Origin of the sequence: Cupriavidus sp. P-10 (assembly GCF_003402535.2) — a bacterium.
Lineage (GTDB): Bacteria > Pseudomonadota > Gammaproteobacteria > Burkholderiales > Burkholderiaceae > Cupriavidus.
The window spans coordinates 1,417,235-1,434,640 of the sequence record NZ_AP025170.1; the positions used below are offsets into that span (position 1 = coordinate 1,417,235).

At 66.4% G+C, this 17,406-nt stretch carries 12 protein-coding genes; 2 read left to right on the forward strand and 10 right to left on the reverse strand.

Annotated features, from left to right (window positions below):
• Positions 1-3: 3 nt before the first annotated feature.
• From CTP10_RS06565 to CTP10_RS06585, 5 genes are all read right to left on the reverse strand, one after another.
• Positions 4-1,299: a D-amino acid dehydrogenase gene (locus tag CTP10_RS06565; RefSeq protein ID WP_116321005.1), complete on the reverse strand. Its 1,296-nt coding sequence runs from the start codon at positions 1,297-1,299 to the stop codon at positions 4-6.
• A 54-nt stretch (positions 1,300-1,353) separates the two neighbouring features.
• On the reverse strand, positions 1,354-2,664 hold the full coding sequence (locus CTP10_RS06570; RefSeq protein WP_116321004.1) for a TRAP transporter large permease: 1,311 nt from the start codon (positions 2,662-2,664) through the stop codon (positions 1,354-1,356).
• On the reverse strand, positions 2,664-3,215 hold the full coding sequence (locus tag CTP10_RS06575) for a TRAP transporter small permease subunit (RefSeq protein ID WP_116321003.1): 552 nt from the start codon (positions 3,213-3,215) through the stop codon (positions 2,664-2,666). The genes CTP10_RS06570 and CTP10_RS06575 overlap by 1 nt, the downstream gene beginning before the upstream one ends.
• Before the next feature lie 78 nt (positions 3,216-3,293).
• Positions 3,294-4,259 carry a TRAP transporter substrate-binding protein gene (locus tag CTP10_RS06580; RefSeq protein ID WP_116321002.1) on the reverse strand — a complete coding sequence of 322 codons (966 nt, stop codon included), beginning with the start codon at positions 4,257-4,259 and terminating at the stop codon, positions 3,294-3,296.
• Positions 4,260-4,375: 116 nt separating this feature from the next.
• Entirely contained in the window at positions 4,376-5,740 is a 1,365-nt protein-coding gene (locus CTP10_RS06585; protein WP_116321001.1) for an amidase, read from the reverse strand.
• A gap of 370 nt (positions 5,741-6,110) precedes the next feature.
• Here CTP10_RS06585 and purL point away from each other — a divergent pair, with 370 nt between their 5' ends.
• Positions 6,111-10,157, forward strand: a complete 4,047-nt coding sequence (purL, locus tag CTP10_RS06590; RefSeq protein ID WP_116321000.1) for a phosphoribosylformylglycinamidine synthase — start codon at positions 6,111-6,113, stop codon at positions 10,155-10,157.
• 1,224 nt (positions 10,158-11,381) lie between these two features.
• On the opposite strand, the gene CTP10_RS06595 is transcribed toward purL, so the two are convergent.
• The 5 genes from CTP10_RS06595 to CTP10_RS06615 all read right to left on the reverse strand — a co-directional run bounded on the left by CTP10_RS06595 (position 11,382) and on the right by CTP10_RS06615 (position 15,288).
• A complete protein-coding gene (locus tag CTP10_RS06595) occupies positions 11,382-12,176 on the reverse strand; it encodes a peptidylprolyl isomerase (RefSeq protein WP_116320998.1) in 795 nt (264 codons plus the stop codon).
• Between the two features lie 4 nt (positions 12,177-12,180).
• A complete protein-coding gene (locus tag CTP10_RS06600) occupies positions 12,181-12,495 on the reverse strand; it encodes a BolA family protein (protein WP_116320997.1) in 315 nt (104 codons plus the stop codon).
• 45 nt (positions 12,496-12,540) lie between these two features.
• On the reverse strand, positions 12,541-13,080 hold the full coding sequence (locus tag CTP10_RS06605; RefSeq protein ID WP_116320996.1) for a septation protein A: 540 nt from the start codon (positions 13,078-13,080) through the stop codon (positions 12,541-12,543).
• Positions 13,081-13,118: 38 nt separating this feature from the next.
• Complete coding sequence (gene msrB / locus CTP10_RS06610; protein WP_116320995.1) at positions 13,119-13,583, reverse strand: peptide-methionine (R)-S-oxide reductase MsrB; 465 nt, start codon at positions 13,581-13,583, stop codon at positions 13,119-13,121.
• A 121-nt stretch (positions 13,584-13,704) separates the two neighbouring features.
• Positions 13,705-15,288: a protein adenylyltransferase SelO gene (locus CTP10_RS06615; protein WP_199414631.1), complete on the reverse strand. Its 1,584-nt coding sequence runs from the start codon at positions 15,286-15,288 to the stop codon at positions 13,705-13,707.
• 488 nt (positions 15,289-15,776) lie between these two features.
• Between CTP10_RS06615 and CTP10_RS06620 the strand changes: the two genes are divergently transcribed.
• Positions 15,777-17,402: a 3-(methylthio)propionyl-CoA ligase gene (locus CTP10_RS06620; protein WP_116320994.1), complete on the forward strand. Its 1,626-nt coding sequence runs from the start codon at positions 15,777-15,779 to the stop codon at positions 17,400-17,402.
• The last annotated feature ends 4 nt before the right edge of the window (positions 17,403-17,406 follow it).

A 17,406-nucleotide genomic window follows, 5' to 3' on the forward strand; every position in this document is an offset into this window, starting at 1 on the left:
TGGCTATCGGGCGGGGCCAAGGCCATAGCGGTCCGGCAGCAGGCCCTCCATGTCGATGTCGGGCCCGCATGCCGCGCCGGCGCTGGCGGCGATCTGGTCAGCCGCAATCTTGCCTGATCCGCAGCTCATCGCCCAGCCCGTCGAACCATGGCCGAGGTTAAGGAACAGGCCAGGCACGGCAGTGGGGCCGATCAGCGGTGGACCGTCCGGCAGCATCGGGCGCGCGCCGGCCCATTGCGTGGCCTCCTGGTAATTGCCCGCCACCGGGAACCAGTCGCGCGCCACCTTGATCAGCGTGCGCAGCGCGGCGGGGCGCAGGTCGAGCCGGCGCGAACCCAGCTCGGCCGTGCCGGCGACGCGCATGCGGTTGCCCAGCCGCGTGATCGCGATCTTGTGCGACTCGTCCATCAGCGCGCCCAGAGGCGCCTGCAGTTCGTCGCGCACCAGCAGCGTGACCGAGTATCCCTTGACCGGATACAGCGGCACGTGCAGGCCCAGCGGCTGTAGCAGCGGGGCGCTGTCGACGCCAGCGGCGACCAGCACGCGGTCCGCGGCCATTGCCGGCGCGCTGCCACCGCTGGCGTGCGCAAGTTCGACCTGGAGCCTGCCGCCCTGGTCCGCCCGGATGCGCGCCACCTGTGTCTCGAAGCGGAACGCGACGCCTGCCGCCTCGGCATGCCGGTGCAGAGCGCGCACGAACATCGGGCAGTTGCCGGACTCATCCTCGGGCAGGTGCAGGCCGCCGGCCAAGGGCGTATCGGCGGCCAGGCCCGGTTCAATGCGCCGGCATTCCTGCGCGCTGACCAGCTGGTGCGGGACGTTGTTCTCGCGCAGCAGCGCCACGGCGGGGCCGGCCAGGTCCAGGTCGCGCGCGGCACGGAACAACTGCAGGTATCCCTGCGACTGCTCGTAGTCGATCTCCAGTTCGCCGCGCAGCCGGTGCAGGCACTCGCGGCTGTAGAACGCCAGCCGCTGCATCCGCAGCTTGTTGGCGCGATAGCGTTCCAGCTTGCATTCGCCCAGCCAGCGCGCGATCCAGCGCCACATCGCCGGGTCCGCCGATGGGCGGAACACCACCGGCGCCTCGCGCGCGAACAGCGTGCGCAACACCTTGCCCGGCATGCCCGGCGCCGCCCACGGCGTGACATAGCCCGGCGCGATCATGCCGGCATTGCCGAAGCTGGTCTCCTGCGCGGGCGCGCCGCGCCGTTCCAGAACGGTGACGTCGAAACCGGCCTGGCGCAGGTACCACGCGGAACTGACGCCGATCACGCCGGCGCCGATGACGATCACGTGCATGCCGTTCGCAGCCTCCGCGCAGTGCATCGGAACCGAAGCGGCGCCCGGGGCATGCTATTTGACCTCCTGCTGCATGACCATGTCGGGCAGCCACGTCACCACTTGCGGCCAGATCGTGATGATGGCGATGGCGACCACCATCATCATGAAGAACGGCAGCGAAACCCTGGCGATATAGTTGCTGTCCTTGCCGGTCATGCTCTGCAGCACGAACAGGTTAAACCCGACCGGCGGCGTCACCTCGGCGATCTCCACCAGCAGCACGATGAAGATGCCGAACCAGACCAGGTCGAAGCCCGCTGCCTGCACCATCGGCAGCACCGTGGCGGTGGTCAGCGCGATCATCGAGATGCCATCCAGCGCGGTGCCAAGCACGATGTAGATCACCGTCAGCACCGCGATCAATGCCCATGGCGACAGGTGCAGCGCGGCTACCCACTCGGCCAGCGCGCGCGGAATGCCGGTAAAGCTCATTGTCACCGACAGGAACGAGGTGGCGCCGAGCACGAACATGATCATCGCGGTCAGGCGCGTCGCCGACATCAGGCTCTCCCAGAACGCCGCGCGCGTGAGCGAGCCGCCCGCCCACGCCAGCCCCAGCGACGCCACCACGCCGTAGGCCGCCGCTTCGGTCGCGGTGGCATAGCCGGTGACCATGACCCAGGTGATAAAGGCAATCAGCACGATGCACGGCAGCAGTTGCCGGATCGACGCCAGCCGCGCATGCCAGTCGAAGCGGTCCGGCGCCGGGGTCTTGTCCGGATTGGCCAGCGCCCAGACCACGATGTACCCGGAGAACAGCAGCATCAACAGCAGCCCGGGGATAAAGCCGGCCAGGAACACGCGGATGATCGACACGTCCGCCGACACCGCATACACCACCATCGTGATCGACGGCGGGATCAGGATGCCCAGCGTGCCCGCGCACGACAGCGAGCCGAGCGTGGTGCTCTCGTCGTAGCCGCGCCGCGTCAGTTCAGGCAATGCGGACTTGGCGATGGTGGCGCAGGTCGCCGCCGACGACCCCGATACCGAGCCGAAGATGCCGCAGCCCAGGATGTTGACGTGCATCAGCCGGCCCGGCAGCCAGTTCAGCCACGGCGAGAGCCCGTTGAACATCTGCTCCGACAGCTTGGTGCGGAACAGGATCTCGCCCATCCAGACAAAGAGCGGCAGCGAGGCCAGCGTGTATGACGCGCTCGACGACCACCACGCGTTGGCCAGGCTCACCAGCGCCTCGCGGTCGGAGAACACCACCAGCCCGATCCACGACGTGACCGCGATCGCCACCGGAATCCACGCGCCGATCGCCAGGAAGACGATCATCACCAGCAGCAGGACCAATGCAACCAGGACTGTGCTCATCAGACCGTCTCCCCGAAATCGCCGGCGGCAAGCTTGGCTTCCTGCGCGAGCTGGTAGCGGGGCTTCTGCCGGCGCAGCACGCGCAGCCATTCGTCAGCGACCGCCAGCAGGAAGCCGATGATGCCCAGCACCGCGAAGCTCTGCGGAATCCACAGCGGGATCACGATCTGGCCCTGCGAGACATCGCCGATGTCCCAGCTTTGCCAGGCGAAGGTGCCAAGCGCCCAGGCCGCGTAGGCGGCAAAGGCCAGGCAGATGGTCAGCGATGCCACCTCCAGAACCCAGCGCCGCCGCGGCCCGACAGCTTCGAGCAGCATTTCCACGCGCACGATGCCGCCGTGCTGGAAGGTCTGGCCGAGGACGAGGAAGGCGGAGGCCGCGCACAGCCAGGCGACGATATCGTCGCCGCCCTTGAAGATCACCGCGGTCTCGCGCGACAGCGACATCAGGATCATGATCACGCAGACGGCGAGGATGCAGAGCGCGCCGAGCGCGGCGAACAGGTCGAGCAGGCGGTCGAGCCAGCGCTTGGGGAGTGGGGCAGTCGGCATGATGGCGGCGTCAGGGAGGAGAGGATCCCCCGCCGTGCCAGCCTGCGCGGCCTGGCGGGAGGCTGCGGTGCTGCTGGCTTACTTGCGATAAGCGTTCAGGATGGCCTTGCCGTCATCGCCCGCGGTCTTGGCCCAGTCGTCCACCATGGTCTGGCCGACCTTCTGCATGTCGGCCTTGAGCTGCGGCGAGGGCGGCTGCACCGTCATGCCGTTCTTCGACAAGGTTGCCAGGTACTCCTTGGTCTTTTGCTCCGAGACTTGCCAGCCGCGCTTCTCGGCGTCGGCGACGGCCTTGAGCAAGGCATCCTGCGTCGGCTTGTCCAGCGCCGCGAAGGCCTTCTTGCTGACCACCAGCATGTTCTTGGGCAGCCACGCGTCCACGGTGTAGAAGTACTTCACGCTTTCCCACACCTTGGTGTCGACCCCGGTGGCGCCCGACGACATGAACGAGTTGACCGTGCCAGTGGCCAATGCCTGCGCCAGGTCCGCTGCCTGGATCGTCACCGGCTGGGCGCTGACCAGTTCGGCGATGCGCGAAGTGGCCGGGTTGTAGGCCCGCCACTTCAGCCCCTTCATGTCGCCGGCCGAGTTGATCGGCTTGTTGGCGTAGATGCCCTGGGGCGGCCATGCCACCGCATAGAGCAGCTTCATGCCCTGCTTGTCGAGCACCTTCTCTGTGACCGGGCGCGATGCCTGCCACAGCTTGTAGGCATCGGTGTAGCTGGTGGCCAGGAACGGCACCGCATCGATGCCGAACACGGGATTTTCGTTGGCCAGCAGCGACATCAGGATCTCGCCCATCTGCACCTGGCCGGTCTGCACGCCGCGCTTGATCTCGTTGGCCTTGAGCAGCGAGCCGTTGGGATGCAGCACGATCTTGAGCTTGCCGCCGGTCGCCTTGTCAACGTCGTTGGCCATCTGCTGCAGGTTTTCCGTATGCAGGTTGCCCGCCGGGTAGCCGGTGGGCAAATCCCACTTGGTATCCGCCTGTACCGTCATGGCGGCCAGCGCCAGGCCGGCCGCAACGATTGCCTTGACTCGCATCTCGATCTCTCCTGGTGTGCGCTTGGGGGCGCGGTTGTACAGCTGGTCTGCGTACTACCTGGTGCCTTCCGCGGCGTGGCCGCGGTCAGCGCAAGATCAACAGCGCGGCGGTGGTCTCAGTCGTCGCGCGAAGACGGTTGCACGATCCGTTCCAACGCAAGCGCTGTGCCCAGCAGTTCGGCATCGCGCATCGGGCCGTGCGACAGCATCAGCCCGACCGGCAGCTCGTCCGGCGCATGGCAGGGCATCGAGATCGAGCAGCCGTCGAAGAAGTTGAAGGCCGAGGTGTTGCGCAACAGCAGGGCATTGACGCGGAAGAACTGCGCGTCATCGGTGCGCAGCGGCGCGATCTCGGGCGCGACCATCGGCACGGTCGGACACACCACGGCGTCGAAGCGGGCCAGGCGCGCTTCCATGCGGGCGATCCAGTCGAGGCGGGCGCGGCCCAGGTCGATATAGTCGGCGGCGCTGACCGTTGCGCCGCGGTCGATGCGCGATGCCACGCGCGGGTCGTACAGATCGCGCTTGCCGGCCAGCACATGGCGGTGGATGGCATAAGCCTCGGGCGCGCTGAAGCCACCCTGGGCGTTCAGGGCGGCGAGCTCGCCAAGCTCGGGCAGGTCGACATGCTCCAGTTGCACGCCGGCGGCCGACAGCCGGCCGAGCGCGCGGTCGAAGGCGCGGGCGACGACGGGGTCGAGGTCGTCCAGCAGGTATCGGCGCGGAATCGCCAGCCGGATTGCCGAGGGGCTGGTGACGCGCGGCAGCGCCGCCTGGTCGGCGATTACGGCATCGATCGCCACGCAGTCGCTGACTGTGCGCGCCATGGCGCAGGCGGTGTCGAGCGTGTACGACAGCGGGAAGGCGCCGGTCAGGGGCACGCGCCGCGCGGTGGGCTTGAAGCCGGTGATGCCGCACAGCGCGGCCGGGATGCGGATCGAGCCGCCGGTATCGCTGCCGAGCGCCGCGACCGCCAGCCCCAGTGCCACCGACACTGCCGCGCCCGACGACGAACCGCCGGGGATGCGCGCCGCGCCGGGCTCGCTGGCCGGATTGACCGGCGTGCCATAGTGGGGGTTGATGCCGACGCCGGAGAAGGCGAACTCCGTCATATTGGTGCGGCCGACAATGGCGGCGCCAGCTTGCCGCAGGCGTGCCACCACGGTTGCGTCCGCCGCGGCCGGGGCTGCGTCCTGGCGCACGACAGAGGCCGCGCGCGTGACTTCGCCCGCCACGTCATAGAGATCTTTCACCGAGACCGGCAGGCCGGCCAGCGGGGGCAGCGTCTTGCCGGCGCCACTGGCGGCGTCGGCGGCGCGCGCGACCTGCGCGGCGGCCTCGAAGGTGCTGTGCAGGAATACCGCTGCGGCGGCGGGCCCGGCTGCCGCGGCGGCGGCCTGCTCAAGGATCGCTGCGCGGCACGTGGCGCCCTCGCGCAGGCGGGTGTTCAGGGTGTCGAGATCGGGAAGCATGGATGGCATGGGCGCGGGGTTGCGGTACCGGGGGTGGTGACCATGCTCATAATTCGTGAATCAAGTGTCAAGCTAAAAATGCCGAATGGCGCGCATAAGCGCAGCCCGGCATGCATGGCGGGGGCGGGCTTGCTTCCCGGGCTTGCACGTCACTCGGGCGATAAATTGCGCAAAGTGATGCATAAGCATTATCACGAACCCATCTAACACGGCCCCGCCGTGTTGGCGCAGTGCAAAATCCCCCGCCCGGCAAGGTACAATAATGGTTTCCCGCCAGCCGGACACCCCATGCAGCGGTGCCGGCCAAGCAGCAGCCATTAGCCATTACCCAGGCCTTTTTTGCCTTTACCCAGGCCTTACCTCCCCGACCGCTACGATCATGGCGCATTTCTCGTGCTTCCCCGGCGCTTTGGCGCTTTCCGCCTTCCGTCAGCAACGCCTGCTTACCGCCCTGCGGCAAATCGATGCCGATATCGAATCGGTGCACGGCCAGTTCCTGCATTTTGTTGACGCGCAGACGCCGCTGTCGGCCGACGAGCAGTCGCGCGTGGCGGCACTGCTGACCTATGGCGCACCCTTCGCCGAGCAGCCCGAGGGCGACCGTTTCGTCGTGATCCCGCGCTTCGGCACGATCTCGCCGTGGGCCAGCAAGGCCACCGACATCGCCCATAACTGCGGCCTGACGCACATCCACCGCATCGAGCGCGGCATCGAGATCACCGTCATCTGCAAGAAGGGCCTGCTGCGCGGCCGCAAGTCGCTGGACGCGGACACCCGCGCCGCCGTCGCCGCGCACCTGTTCGACCGCATGACCGAGACCGTGGTCGCCTCGCGTGACGATGCGGCCGGCCTGTTCCAGGAACTGCCGGCCAAGCCGCTGCGCTTTATCGACATCTCCGCCGGCCGCAGCGCGCTGGCCGCGGCCAACGTCGAGATGGGCCTGGCGCTGTCCGAGGACGAGATCGACTACCTGGTCGACGCCTACGCCAAGCTGGAGCGCAACCCGACCGACGTCGAGTTGATGATGTTCGCGCAGGCCAACAGCGAACACTGCCGCCACAAGATCTTCAACGCCACCTGGACCATCGACGGCGTGCAGCAGGACAAGTCGCTGTTCGCGATGATCCGCAATACGCACCAGCTCAATCCGCAGGGCTCGATCGTGGCCTATTCGGACAACTCGGCGGTGATGGAAGGCGACGTGGCCGAGCGCTGGTTCCCGCGCGGCGGCGACCACAAGTACGGCCGCCACGAGGCGCTGACGCACACGCTGATGAAGGTGGAGACGCACAACCACCCGACCGCGATCTCGCCGTTCCCCGGTGCCTCGACCGGCGCCGGCGGCGAAATCCGCGACGAAGGCGCGACCGGCCGCGGCGCCAAGCCCAAGGCCGGCCTGACCGGCTTCACGGTGTCCAACCTGATGCTGCCCGAGGCCGTCGAATCGTGGGAAAACGACCGCGACGCCGCCCAGCCGGTGGCGCACCGCAACCCGGACGACAAGCCCGGCGTGACCGGCAAGCCGGACCGCATCGCCTCGCCGCTGCAGATCATGATCGATGGCCCGCTCGGCGGCGCCGCGTTCAACAATGAATTCGGCCGCGCCAACCTGGGCGGCTACTTCCGCGTCTACGAGCAGAACGTCGGCGGCACCGTGCGCGGCTACCACAAGCCGATCATGATCGCGGGCGGCATCGGCAATATCGACGCCTCGCATACGCACAAGAACCCGCTGCCGGCAGGTACGCTGCTGATCCAGCTGGGCGGCCCGGGCATGCGCATCGGCATGGGCGGCGGCGCCGCCAGTTCGATGGCGACCGGCACCAATACCGCCGACCTGGACTTCGACTCGGTCCAGCGCGGCAACCCCGAGATGGAGCGCCGTGCGCAGGAGGTGATCAACGCCTGCTGGCAGCTCGGCGACGCCAACCCGATCCTGTCGATCCATGACGTCGGCGCGGGCGGTATCTCCAATGCTTTCCCCGAACTGGTGGACGGCGCCGACCGCGGCGCGCGCTTCGACCTGCGCCAGGTGCACCTGGAAGAATCCGGCCTGTCGCCGGCGGAAATCTGGTGCAACGAGTCGCAGGAGCGCTACGTGCTGGCGATCGCGGCCGACAGCTTCCCGCAATTCCAGGCCATGTGCGAGCGCGAGCGTTCGCCGTTCGCCGTGGTCGGCATCGCCACCGAGGAAAAGCAGCTGCAACTGGTCGACGCCAGCGTTGATGCCGCGCTCAAGGAGCACTACGCCGTCAACATGCCGATGGACGTGCTGCTGGGCAAGCCGCCGCGCATGCATCGCGACGTCAAGCGCGTCGAGCAGGCGCTGCCGGCCGTCGACGTGACCGGCATCAGCCTGGAGCAGGCCGTGCGCGACGTGCTGCGCCACCCGACCGTGGCCAACAAGTCGTTCCTGATTTCGATTGGCGACCGTACCGTCGGCGGCATGAACGCGCGCGACCAGATGGTTGGGCCGTGGCAGGTGCCGGTGGCCGATGTGGCCGTGACCACGCTCGACTACAAGGGCAACGCCGGCGAAGCGATGACCATGGGCGAGCGCACCCCGCTGGCCGTGATCGACGCGCCGGCTTCGGGCCGCATGGCGATCGGCGAGGCGCTGACCAACCTGGCAGCCGCTCCGGTCAAGGACCTGGGCAAGGTCAAGCTGTCGGCCAACTGGATGGCGGCCTGCGGCGTGGAAGGCGAGGACGCCAAGCTGTATGACACGGTCCACGCCGTCGGCATGGAACTGTGCCCGGCGCTGGGTATCAGCATCCCGGTCGGCAAGGATTCGCTGTCGATGCGCACCAAGTGGCAGGACGACGGCGTCAACAAGGAAGTGGTGGCGCCGGTGTCGCTGATCATCTCGGCCTTCGCTGCGGTGGACGACGTCAACCGTACGCTGACGCCGCAACTGCGCACCGACGCCGGCGACACCGTGCTGATCGCCGTCGACCTGAGCCGCGGCAAGAACCGCATGGCCGGCAGCATCCTGGCGCAGGTCATGCAGCAGGTCGGTGACAGTGCCCCGGACGTGGACAATGCCGAGGACCTGAAGAACTTCTTCAACGTGATCCAGCGCCTGAACCGCGAGGGCAAGCTGCTGGCCTACCACGACCGTTCGGACGGCGGTTTCCTGGCCACGCTGGCCGAGATGGCCTTTGCCGGCCACTGTGGCGTGTCGCTCAACGTTGACATGCTGGCACTCGATCCGCAGCAGGAACAGGACTACGGCGACGCCAAGAACTGGGCCCAGCAGATCGCCGAGCGCCGCAACGACCAGACCCTGCGCGCGCTGTTCTCGGAAGAGCTGGGAGCGGTGGTGCAGGTGCGCATGCAGGACCGCGACGCGGTATTCGCGGTGCTGCGCGAGGCCGGCCTGTCGGCATGCAGTCACGTGGTCGGCAAGCCCAACACCACCGACCAGGTCGAGATCTACCGCGATGCCAAGAAGGTGTTCGGTGCCTCGCGTACGGACCTGCAGCGCAACTGGAGCGAGGTCAGCTGGCGTATCGCGCGCCTGCGTGACAACCCGGCCTGCGCGGACAGCGAATATGACCGCCTGCTGGACGCCGCCGATCCTGGCATCAGCCCGGTGCTGACGTTCGATCCGGCGGAGGACATCGCCGCGCCGTTCATCGCTGCCGGCGCGCGTCCGCGCGTGGCGATCCTGCGGGAGCAGGGCGTCAACTCGCAGATCGAGATGGCGTACAGCATGGATCGTGCGGGGTTCGATACGCATGATGTGCATATGAGCGACCTGATTGCCGGTCGCGCCAACCTGGCGGATTTCAGCGGCTTTGTTGCCTGCGGCGGCTTCAGCTATGGTGACGTGCTGGGCGCGGGCGAGGGCTGGGCCAAGACGATCCTGTTCAATGCGCAGATGGCTGAGCAGTTCGCGGCGTTCTTCAATCGCCAGGACACGTTTGCGCTGGGCGTTTGCAACGGTTGCCAGATGATGAGCAACCTGGCGCCGATCATTCCGGGTGCGGGGGCCTGGCCGCAGTTCACGCGTAATCAGTCGGAGCAGTACGAGGCGCGCTACGTCACGGTGGAAGTGCAGTCGTCACCGTCGATCTTCTTTGCCGGGATGGAAGGCAGCCGCATTCCTATCGTGGTGGCACACGGGGAAGGGTTTGCTGACTTCTCGCAGCAAGGGAATGTCGGGGATGCCAGGGTGGCGCTGCGGTTTGTCGATAACTACGGCGCGCCGACGCAAACCTATCCGCTGAACCCCAATGGCTCGCCCGAAGGCATCACCTCGGTGACCACCGTCGACGGCCGCTTCACCGTGCTGATGCCGCACCCGGAGCGCGTGTTCCGTGCTGCGACGATGAGCTGGGCGCCGGATGCGTGGAAGCAGGTTGGCGATGGTGGCAGCCCGTGGATGCGGATGTTCCGGAATGCGCGGAAGTGGGTGGGGTAAGACTTTGGATTGGGGGGAAAGCCCCTGTCCTTCGCTTAGAGACCTCGTTGTTGGTGACATGCTGGCGGCCGTTGACGCGTTGGTGTCGCTGCTGGTGACATGCTGTCGGCCGTTTAACCGCCTGGTTCCGCCCTCCTGGGCGGGTCACTTTTTGGCCGAGCGCCAAAAAGTAACCAAAAAGCGCGTCGCCTGAGCGGCTGGCTATCAATTTGGCGGTGTGGGTGGTTCGGGCGGTGGTGATTTCCGTTTGGCTTGAGTGCCCGTTCGAACCTGCTAACGCCAGGTGATTCAGGGCCTGTGCCTGGCGTTAACCGGTTATTGAACGATCCCCATGCCGGGCGTAGGCCGCCTGCTGCATGCCATATTGGTGGGGGCGCCTTCGGCTGCGCTGCGCGCGGGTCCTGACGTGGCAGCGCGGCCGATCTCTCTCTGGCCATTGCCGTCGCCGCCTAGCGAGCGAAGCGATGCGTTCGTGCCAGGGCACCTCATCCGCGAGACTGAGCCGCGCGCAGCGCAGCCGTAGGCGATGATGCGATACCGCAGGCAGCAGGCGGCCTACACCCGTCCTGGGGATTGTTCAAAAGTGGGTATTCGCCAGGCACCGACATTCACTCACCTGGCGTAGCAGGCTGGCACCGCGACCACGTCTCACGGAGACCAATAACGCCCATACATCAAGAAGCGCCAAATTGGCTCAGCCAGCCGCAGGCGACGCGTTTTTTGGTTACTTTTTGGCGCTCGGCCAAAAAGTGACCCGCCCAAGAGGGCGGAACCAGGCGGTTCAACGGCCGACAGCATGTCATCAACAGCGACATCGGGCGCTTAAACGGCCGACAGCATGTCACCAACGGCGAGGGCCGTCGAGAATCTACGACAGAGCCGACTCACCCCAAAACCGCCCCCATCAACCTAGAACTCCACGACGCATACGCATAAGTCAACATCCGCCCCGCCTCAAAGCCGGGTGTAGGCCTGATCTCACCCCGAGCCTCCTTGTACGCCACCACGGCGTGCAGGATCTTCTCGGGCGCATAACGGTCACGCAGGGGAAGGTAGGAGTGGAGCTGGCGCCAGCCAGGGGCGGCGCCGTCCAAAGATGCCCAGGCCAAAGCGCAATAGCACATGCCCCGGGACGTGAGATGCCAAAGTTGCCAGTAGGGGGCGGTCGTCTCCACACGCTGCATCGTTCACCCTTGCAGAACCGGAGGCACGACCGGTCCGTGATTACTGGATTTTCGCCTTGTCCTTCAGCGACTTCATCATGGCCTGGAACTGCTCGCGCTGCCAGTTCTGGTCGCCCATCATCATCTGCATCAGCTGCGGCTTGACCTCTTCGAAGGACGGGATCTTGGCGTCGCGCACGTCCACCAGTTCGATGATGTGCCAGCCAAACTGCGTCTTGACCGGCGTATCGGTCATCTGGCCCTTCTTCAGGCCGGTCATGGCGGCCGAGAACTCCGGCACGTAGCTGCTGCTGTTGGCCCAGTCCAGGTCGCCGCCATTGGCTGCCGAGCCCGGGTCCTTGGACGCGGCCTTGGCCTGGTCCTCGAACTTGGCGCCGCCCTTGATCTTGGCGATGATGGCCTTGGCGTCCGCTTCCTTCTCTACCAGGATATGGCGGGCATGGTATTCCTTGCCATTGCCGAACTGCGACTTGATCTTGTCGTACTGCTTGCGCAGCTCGGCGTCGCTGGCGCCGTGGGTCTTGACATAGTCCTCGAACACCGCGCCGGCCAGCACGTTCAAACGTGCCTGCTCCAGTTGCTCCTGCACGTCGTCGCGCTGGGTCAGGCCGCGCTTGTTGGCTTCCTGCGCGAGCAGTTCGCGGTCGATCAGCATGTCGCGGCCACGCTTGCGCAGCTCCGGGTTGTCGGGCTGGCCGGTGCCGGCGATCAACTTGTCCAGCTTTGCCGACGGAATGGCCTTGCCATTCACGACGGCGGCATTCTGGGCGATGGCCGGCAGGCTGCCGGCTGCAAGCACAGCCGCCAGGCTGAACGAGAGGACTGTGGTCTTCATGGAATCAGGTCTGAGAGTTGCTGGAAGAAGCGCGCGCTTGGGCGCGCGATTGGTACTCTTGGTCGGTGTACGCAGTCACGGCCAAGGCGTGGATCTGCGCGGGGAACAGACTGCGCAGCGCATCATACACCATGCGGTGTCGCGCAACCCGGCTGTGACCTGCAAAGCGCTCGCTGACGATTGTCACGTCGTAATGTCCGCCGCCGGATGCGGCACCGGCGTGTCCGGCGTGCAATGCGCTGTCGTCGCGCACGGCGAGGTGGCTGGGGGCGAGCGCTTCACGCAGCATCGCCTCGATCGTGGCGGGATTGGCTGCCATCGTTGGATTCCTTTTGGGGAAGTGGGGCAAGACGGCCGGAACGCGTCAGTCCTGGCTGTTCTCAGGCATGTGGCGCGACAGCCAGACGCTCTGCGCGACGATGAACACCAGCATCAGCCCCATACTGCCGAACAGCTTGAAATTGACCCAGACGTCGGTGGAGAACTGGTAGGCCACGTAGAGGTTCAGCACGCCCATGGCCGAGAAGAAGGCGGCCCAGGCGGCATTCAGGCGCGTCCAGACCGGATCGGGCAGGCTGACCTGTTTTTCCATCATGGCGCGGATCAGGTTCTTGCGCCAGATGGTCACCGAGCCCATCAGCGCCGCGGCGAACATCCAGTAGAGCACGGTCGGCTTCCACTTGATGAAGGTCTCGTTGTGCAGCACCAGCGTGGCGCCGCCGAACACCCCGATGATCAGCAGGCTGACCCATTGCATCGGCTCGACCTTGCGGTGGCGGAACCAGACCCAGCCGATCTGCACCACCGTGGCGGCAATGGCCACGGCGGTGGCGGTGTAGATGTCGGCCAGCTTGAAGGCGGCGAAGAACAGGATGACCGGAAACAGGTCGAACAGGAATTTCATGCGGCACCAGGTTGTTGCCGGCGTCCTTGCCGGGGCATTCAGCGCGGCGGGTCGCGCCGTGGATCGTTGCCGCTGCCGGCGCCGTGGGCATCATCCGCCTCACGCTGCGCCGGGTCGCGATCGTCGAATTTTAGCGCAGCCGAGTTGATGCAATAGCGCAGGCCGGTCGGCGCCGGGCCGTCCTCGAAGACATGGCCCAGGTGGCTGCCGCATTCCTTGCAGCGGACTTCCACCCGCACCATGCCGTGCGTGTGGTCGGCATGCTCGGCAATGACCTCGCCGTTGATCGGGCGGAAGTAGCTGGGCCAACCGCAGCCGGCGTCGAACTTGGTGGCGGACTCGAACAGCGGCGTGCCACAGCCTACGCAATTGTATATGCCGCGATCCCAGTGGTCCCAGTAGCGGCCGGTGAACGGCCGCTCGGTGGCGGCCTCGCGCGCCACGCGGTATTCGATGTCGGAGAGCTGTTCACGCCACTCGGCGTCGGTCTTGGTGGTGGTCATTGTCATTTCCTCACGGTCTTGGCCGGGGTCATGGCCCCGGAACCTTCGTTGGTCGGCGCACTGGCGCGAACCTTACACCGTCCGGCGCCGGCGTGCCGGCTTCGTCTCATCCGCAATCGCATCATGACGAACAGCTGACTTCCAGCCCGGAGGCCCAGTCGGGCGGCAGCGCGGCGTAGTGCTCGGCCTCGGGCTGCTCGTCGAAGGGGCGCGACAGCACCGCCAGCAGTCGCTCGGTTTCGCTGAAGTCCTTTGCGCGCGCCTGCCGGATCGCGGTCTCGGCAAGATGGTTGCGCAGCACGTATTTGGGGTTAGCCGCCAGCATTTCCAGTTCTCGCGCGGCATCGTCCGATTGCTCCGCACGCAGGCGCGCGCGGTAGTCGGCGGCCCAGGCGTCGAAGGCGGCGCGGTCCAGGAACAGGTCGCGCACCGGTGCATCGCGCGAGGCATCCTGCGACGAGATGCCGCACAACTTTCGCCAGAACAGCGTGTAGTCCACGCGCTGCCCGTGCAGCAGCTGGAACAGGCTGGTCAGCAGGGGCTCGTCAGCCTTGTCGTCGCCACCCGCGGGCGGGCGCAGGCCCAGCTTGGCGCGGTAGTGGCGGAAGAAGGCGGCAGCATAGCGGTCGCGGAACGGGTCGAGCGCGGCGCGCGCGGCCTCGACGGCGGCGTCGCGGGAGCCTTCCTTGTTGTCGTCCTCAGCCGGCAGCCACAGCGGCAGCAGCGCCTGCGCCAGGCAGTGCAGGTTCCAGAACGCTACTTGCGGCTGCTGGCTGTAGGCGTAGCGGCCCTGCGTATCGGAGTGGTTGCAGATATGGTTGGCGTCGAACGCATCGAGGAAGCCGAACGGGCCGTAGTCGATGGTCAGGCCCAGGATCGACATATTGTCGGTGTTCATCACGCCGTGGCAGAAGCCGATGGCCTGCCAGTGCGCGACCAGTTCGGCGGTGCGCAGAGAGACTTCGCGCAGCAGCGCCTGGTAAGGCTGTGCATCGTCGCGGCAGGCCGGCATGAAGTTGTCGATGACAAAGTCCGCGAGCTGGCGCAGCGACGCTACGTCGTCATGCGCGGCGAAATGCTCGAAATGCCCGAAGCGGATAAAGGTCGGCGCCAAGCGCGTGACTACCGCCGCGGTCTCGATGGTTTCGCGCCGCACCGGGGCGTCCGAGCCGATGATGCTGAGTGCGCGCGTGGTCGGCACGCCGAGGGCGGCCATGGCTTCCGAGCACAGGTACTCGCGGATCGAAGAGCGCAGCACCGCGCGGCCATCGGCCATGCGCGAGTAGGGCGTCAACCCGGCGCCCTTGAGCTGGATTTCCCACGGACCCGTAAGGGTGTCGGCCTGTGCCAGCCGGATCGCGCGGCCGTCGCCGAGCTGCCCGGCCCAGATGCCGAACTGGTGTCCGGAATAGACCGTGGCAATGGGGTCGGCCCAGTCCGGTATCTGGTTGCCGACAAAGGTCTCGACAAAGCCCGGGTCGGCACCGATGCCGGCATCCCAGCCGAGCAGCTCCGCGGCGGCCGGCGCCACGCCGACCAGGTAGGGCGAAGGCAGTGGCGTCGGCTGCAGGCGCGTGAAGAATTTCTCGCCGAGCACGGAGAAGCCGGGCGTGGTGCCGAACGGTACGGCGAATGGTGCGGCGGGCGGCGTGGCGCCGTTGAGATCGGAGTCGTGCAAGGCGTTGGGCTGGGGCGTGTCTGGCATCGCGAAAGGGGCGCGCGGCATGCGCAATCCGCGGGTCCGGCCGCGGCGCGCAGGGCCGCTTCCGGGGCGATGCAGCGCCGCATGACGAGGGCACGGGAATGCGTAGATGGCTAGGGAAAACGACATGTTGAGGTGCAACATGCCACGCAGTATTGTACGTCCTCAACGGCTCACATCTGGTGAGACGGCCATGCACCGCACGGTTATTTCCCTCCTTCAGTGCGCACATGAATCCGGTGCATGGACTTCGCAGAATTGCGGCCCCGATGACCACGGCTTGAGTACGGCTTCACACCACGGCTTCACCACGGCTTCACCACGGCTTCACCACGGCTTCACCACGGCTTCACCTCACGGCTTAACCACAGCAGTACGGCAGTGCACAACAGACTCACCGTGACGCTGTTCCGAGGCGCGCGGACAACCGCCTAAAAATAGTACGGTTGTTCGTTTTTAGACGGAAAACAAAGACTTCAGGAGGCAGTTCCATGGCATTGATGGGTCAAATGATGAGCGCGCCGCTGCTCATTTCTTCCATCATCAAGCACGCCGCCCGTTATTACGGGGCAACGGAAATCGTTTCGCGCCGCACCGAGGGCGACCTGCATCGCTACACCTACCGCGATTGCGAACTGCGCGCCCGCAAGCTGGCGCAGGCGCTTGGCGCGCTGGGCGTGCAGCAGGGCGAGCGCGTCGGCACGCTGGCCTGGAACGGCTACCGCCACCTGGAAATCTACTACGGCGTGTCCGGCATGGGCGCCGTGTGCCACACCATCAATCCGCGCCTGTTCCCCGAGCAGATCGCCTATATCGTCAACCACGCCGAAGACGGCTATATCTTCTTTGACCTGACCTTCCTGCCGCTGGTGGAAGGTGTCGCGCCGCATTGCCCCAACGTGAAGGGCTGGGTCGCGATGACTGACCGCGCCCACATGCCGGCCGACTCCAAGGTGCCGCTGCTGTGCTACGAGGAACTGGTCGAGGGGCAGGACGGCAGCTACGAATGGCCGCAGTTCGACGAGAACCTCGCGTCGAGCCTGTGCTACACCTCGGGCACCACCGGCAATCCGAAGGGCGCGCTGTATTCGCATCGCTCCACCGTGTTGCATTCATACGCCTCGGCGCTGCCCGATGCGCTCGGCTGCTCCGCGCGCGACGTGATCCTGCCCGTGGTGCCGATGTTCCACGTCAATGCCTGGGGCCTGCCGTACTCGGTGCCGCTGGTCGGCGCCAAGCTGGTGTTCCCGGGCGCCAAGCTGGATGGCGCTTCGCTCTATGAACTGTTCGAGCAGGAGAAGGTGACCTTCTCCGCCGGCGTGCCGACGGTCTGGCTTGGCCTGCTGCAATACGTGCAGTCGAACAACCTGAAGTTCTCCACCTTCCGCCGCACCGTGATCGGCGGCTCGGCCGCGCCGCCGGCGATGATCCGCGCGCTCGAGGCGATGGACGTGGAAGTCATCCACGCCTGGGGCATGACCGAGATGTCGCCGCTGGGCACCTCGTGCAAGCTGCTGGCCAAGCACGAGGAACTGTCCGATGCCGACCGCCACCAGATCCTGGAGAAGCAGGGCCGCGTGATCTACGGCGTCGACATGAAGATCGTCGACGGCGAAGGCAAGGAGCTGCCATGGGACGGCAAGGCCTTCGGCGACCTGATGGTGCGCGGGCCGTGGATCATCGGCCAGTACTACCGCAACGACAGCAATCCGCTGGTCGACGGCTGGTTCCCGACCGGTGATGTTGCCACCATCGATGAAGACGGCTTCATGCAGATCACGGACCGCAGCAAGGACGTGATCAAGTCCGGCGGCGAGTGGATTTCGTCGATCGACATCGAGAACGTCGCCGCCGCGCACCCCGCGGTGCACATGGCGGCCTGCATCTCGGCCTACCACCCCAAGTGGGACGAGCGCCCGCTGCTGGTGGTGGTGAAGAAGCCCGGCGCCGAGATCACGCGCGAGGAACTGCTGCAGTTCTTCGAGGGCAAGGTTGCCAAGTGGTGGATCCCGGACGATGTGGCGTTCGTCACGGAGATTCCGCTGACGGCCACCGGCAAGATGCAGAAGCTCAAGCTGCGCCAACAGTTCAAGGACTACAAGCTGCCGGCCGCCTGAGGCC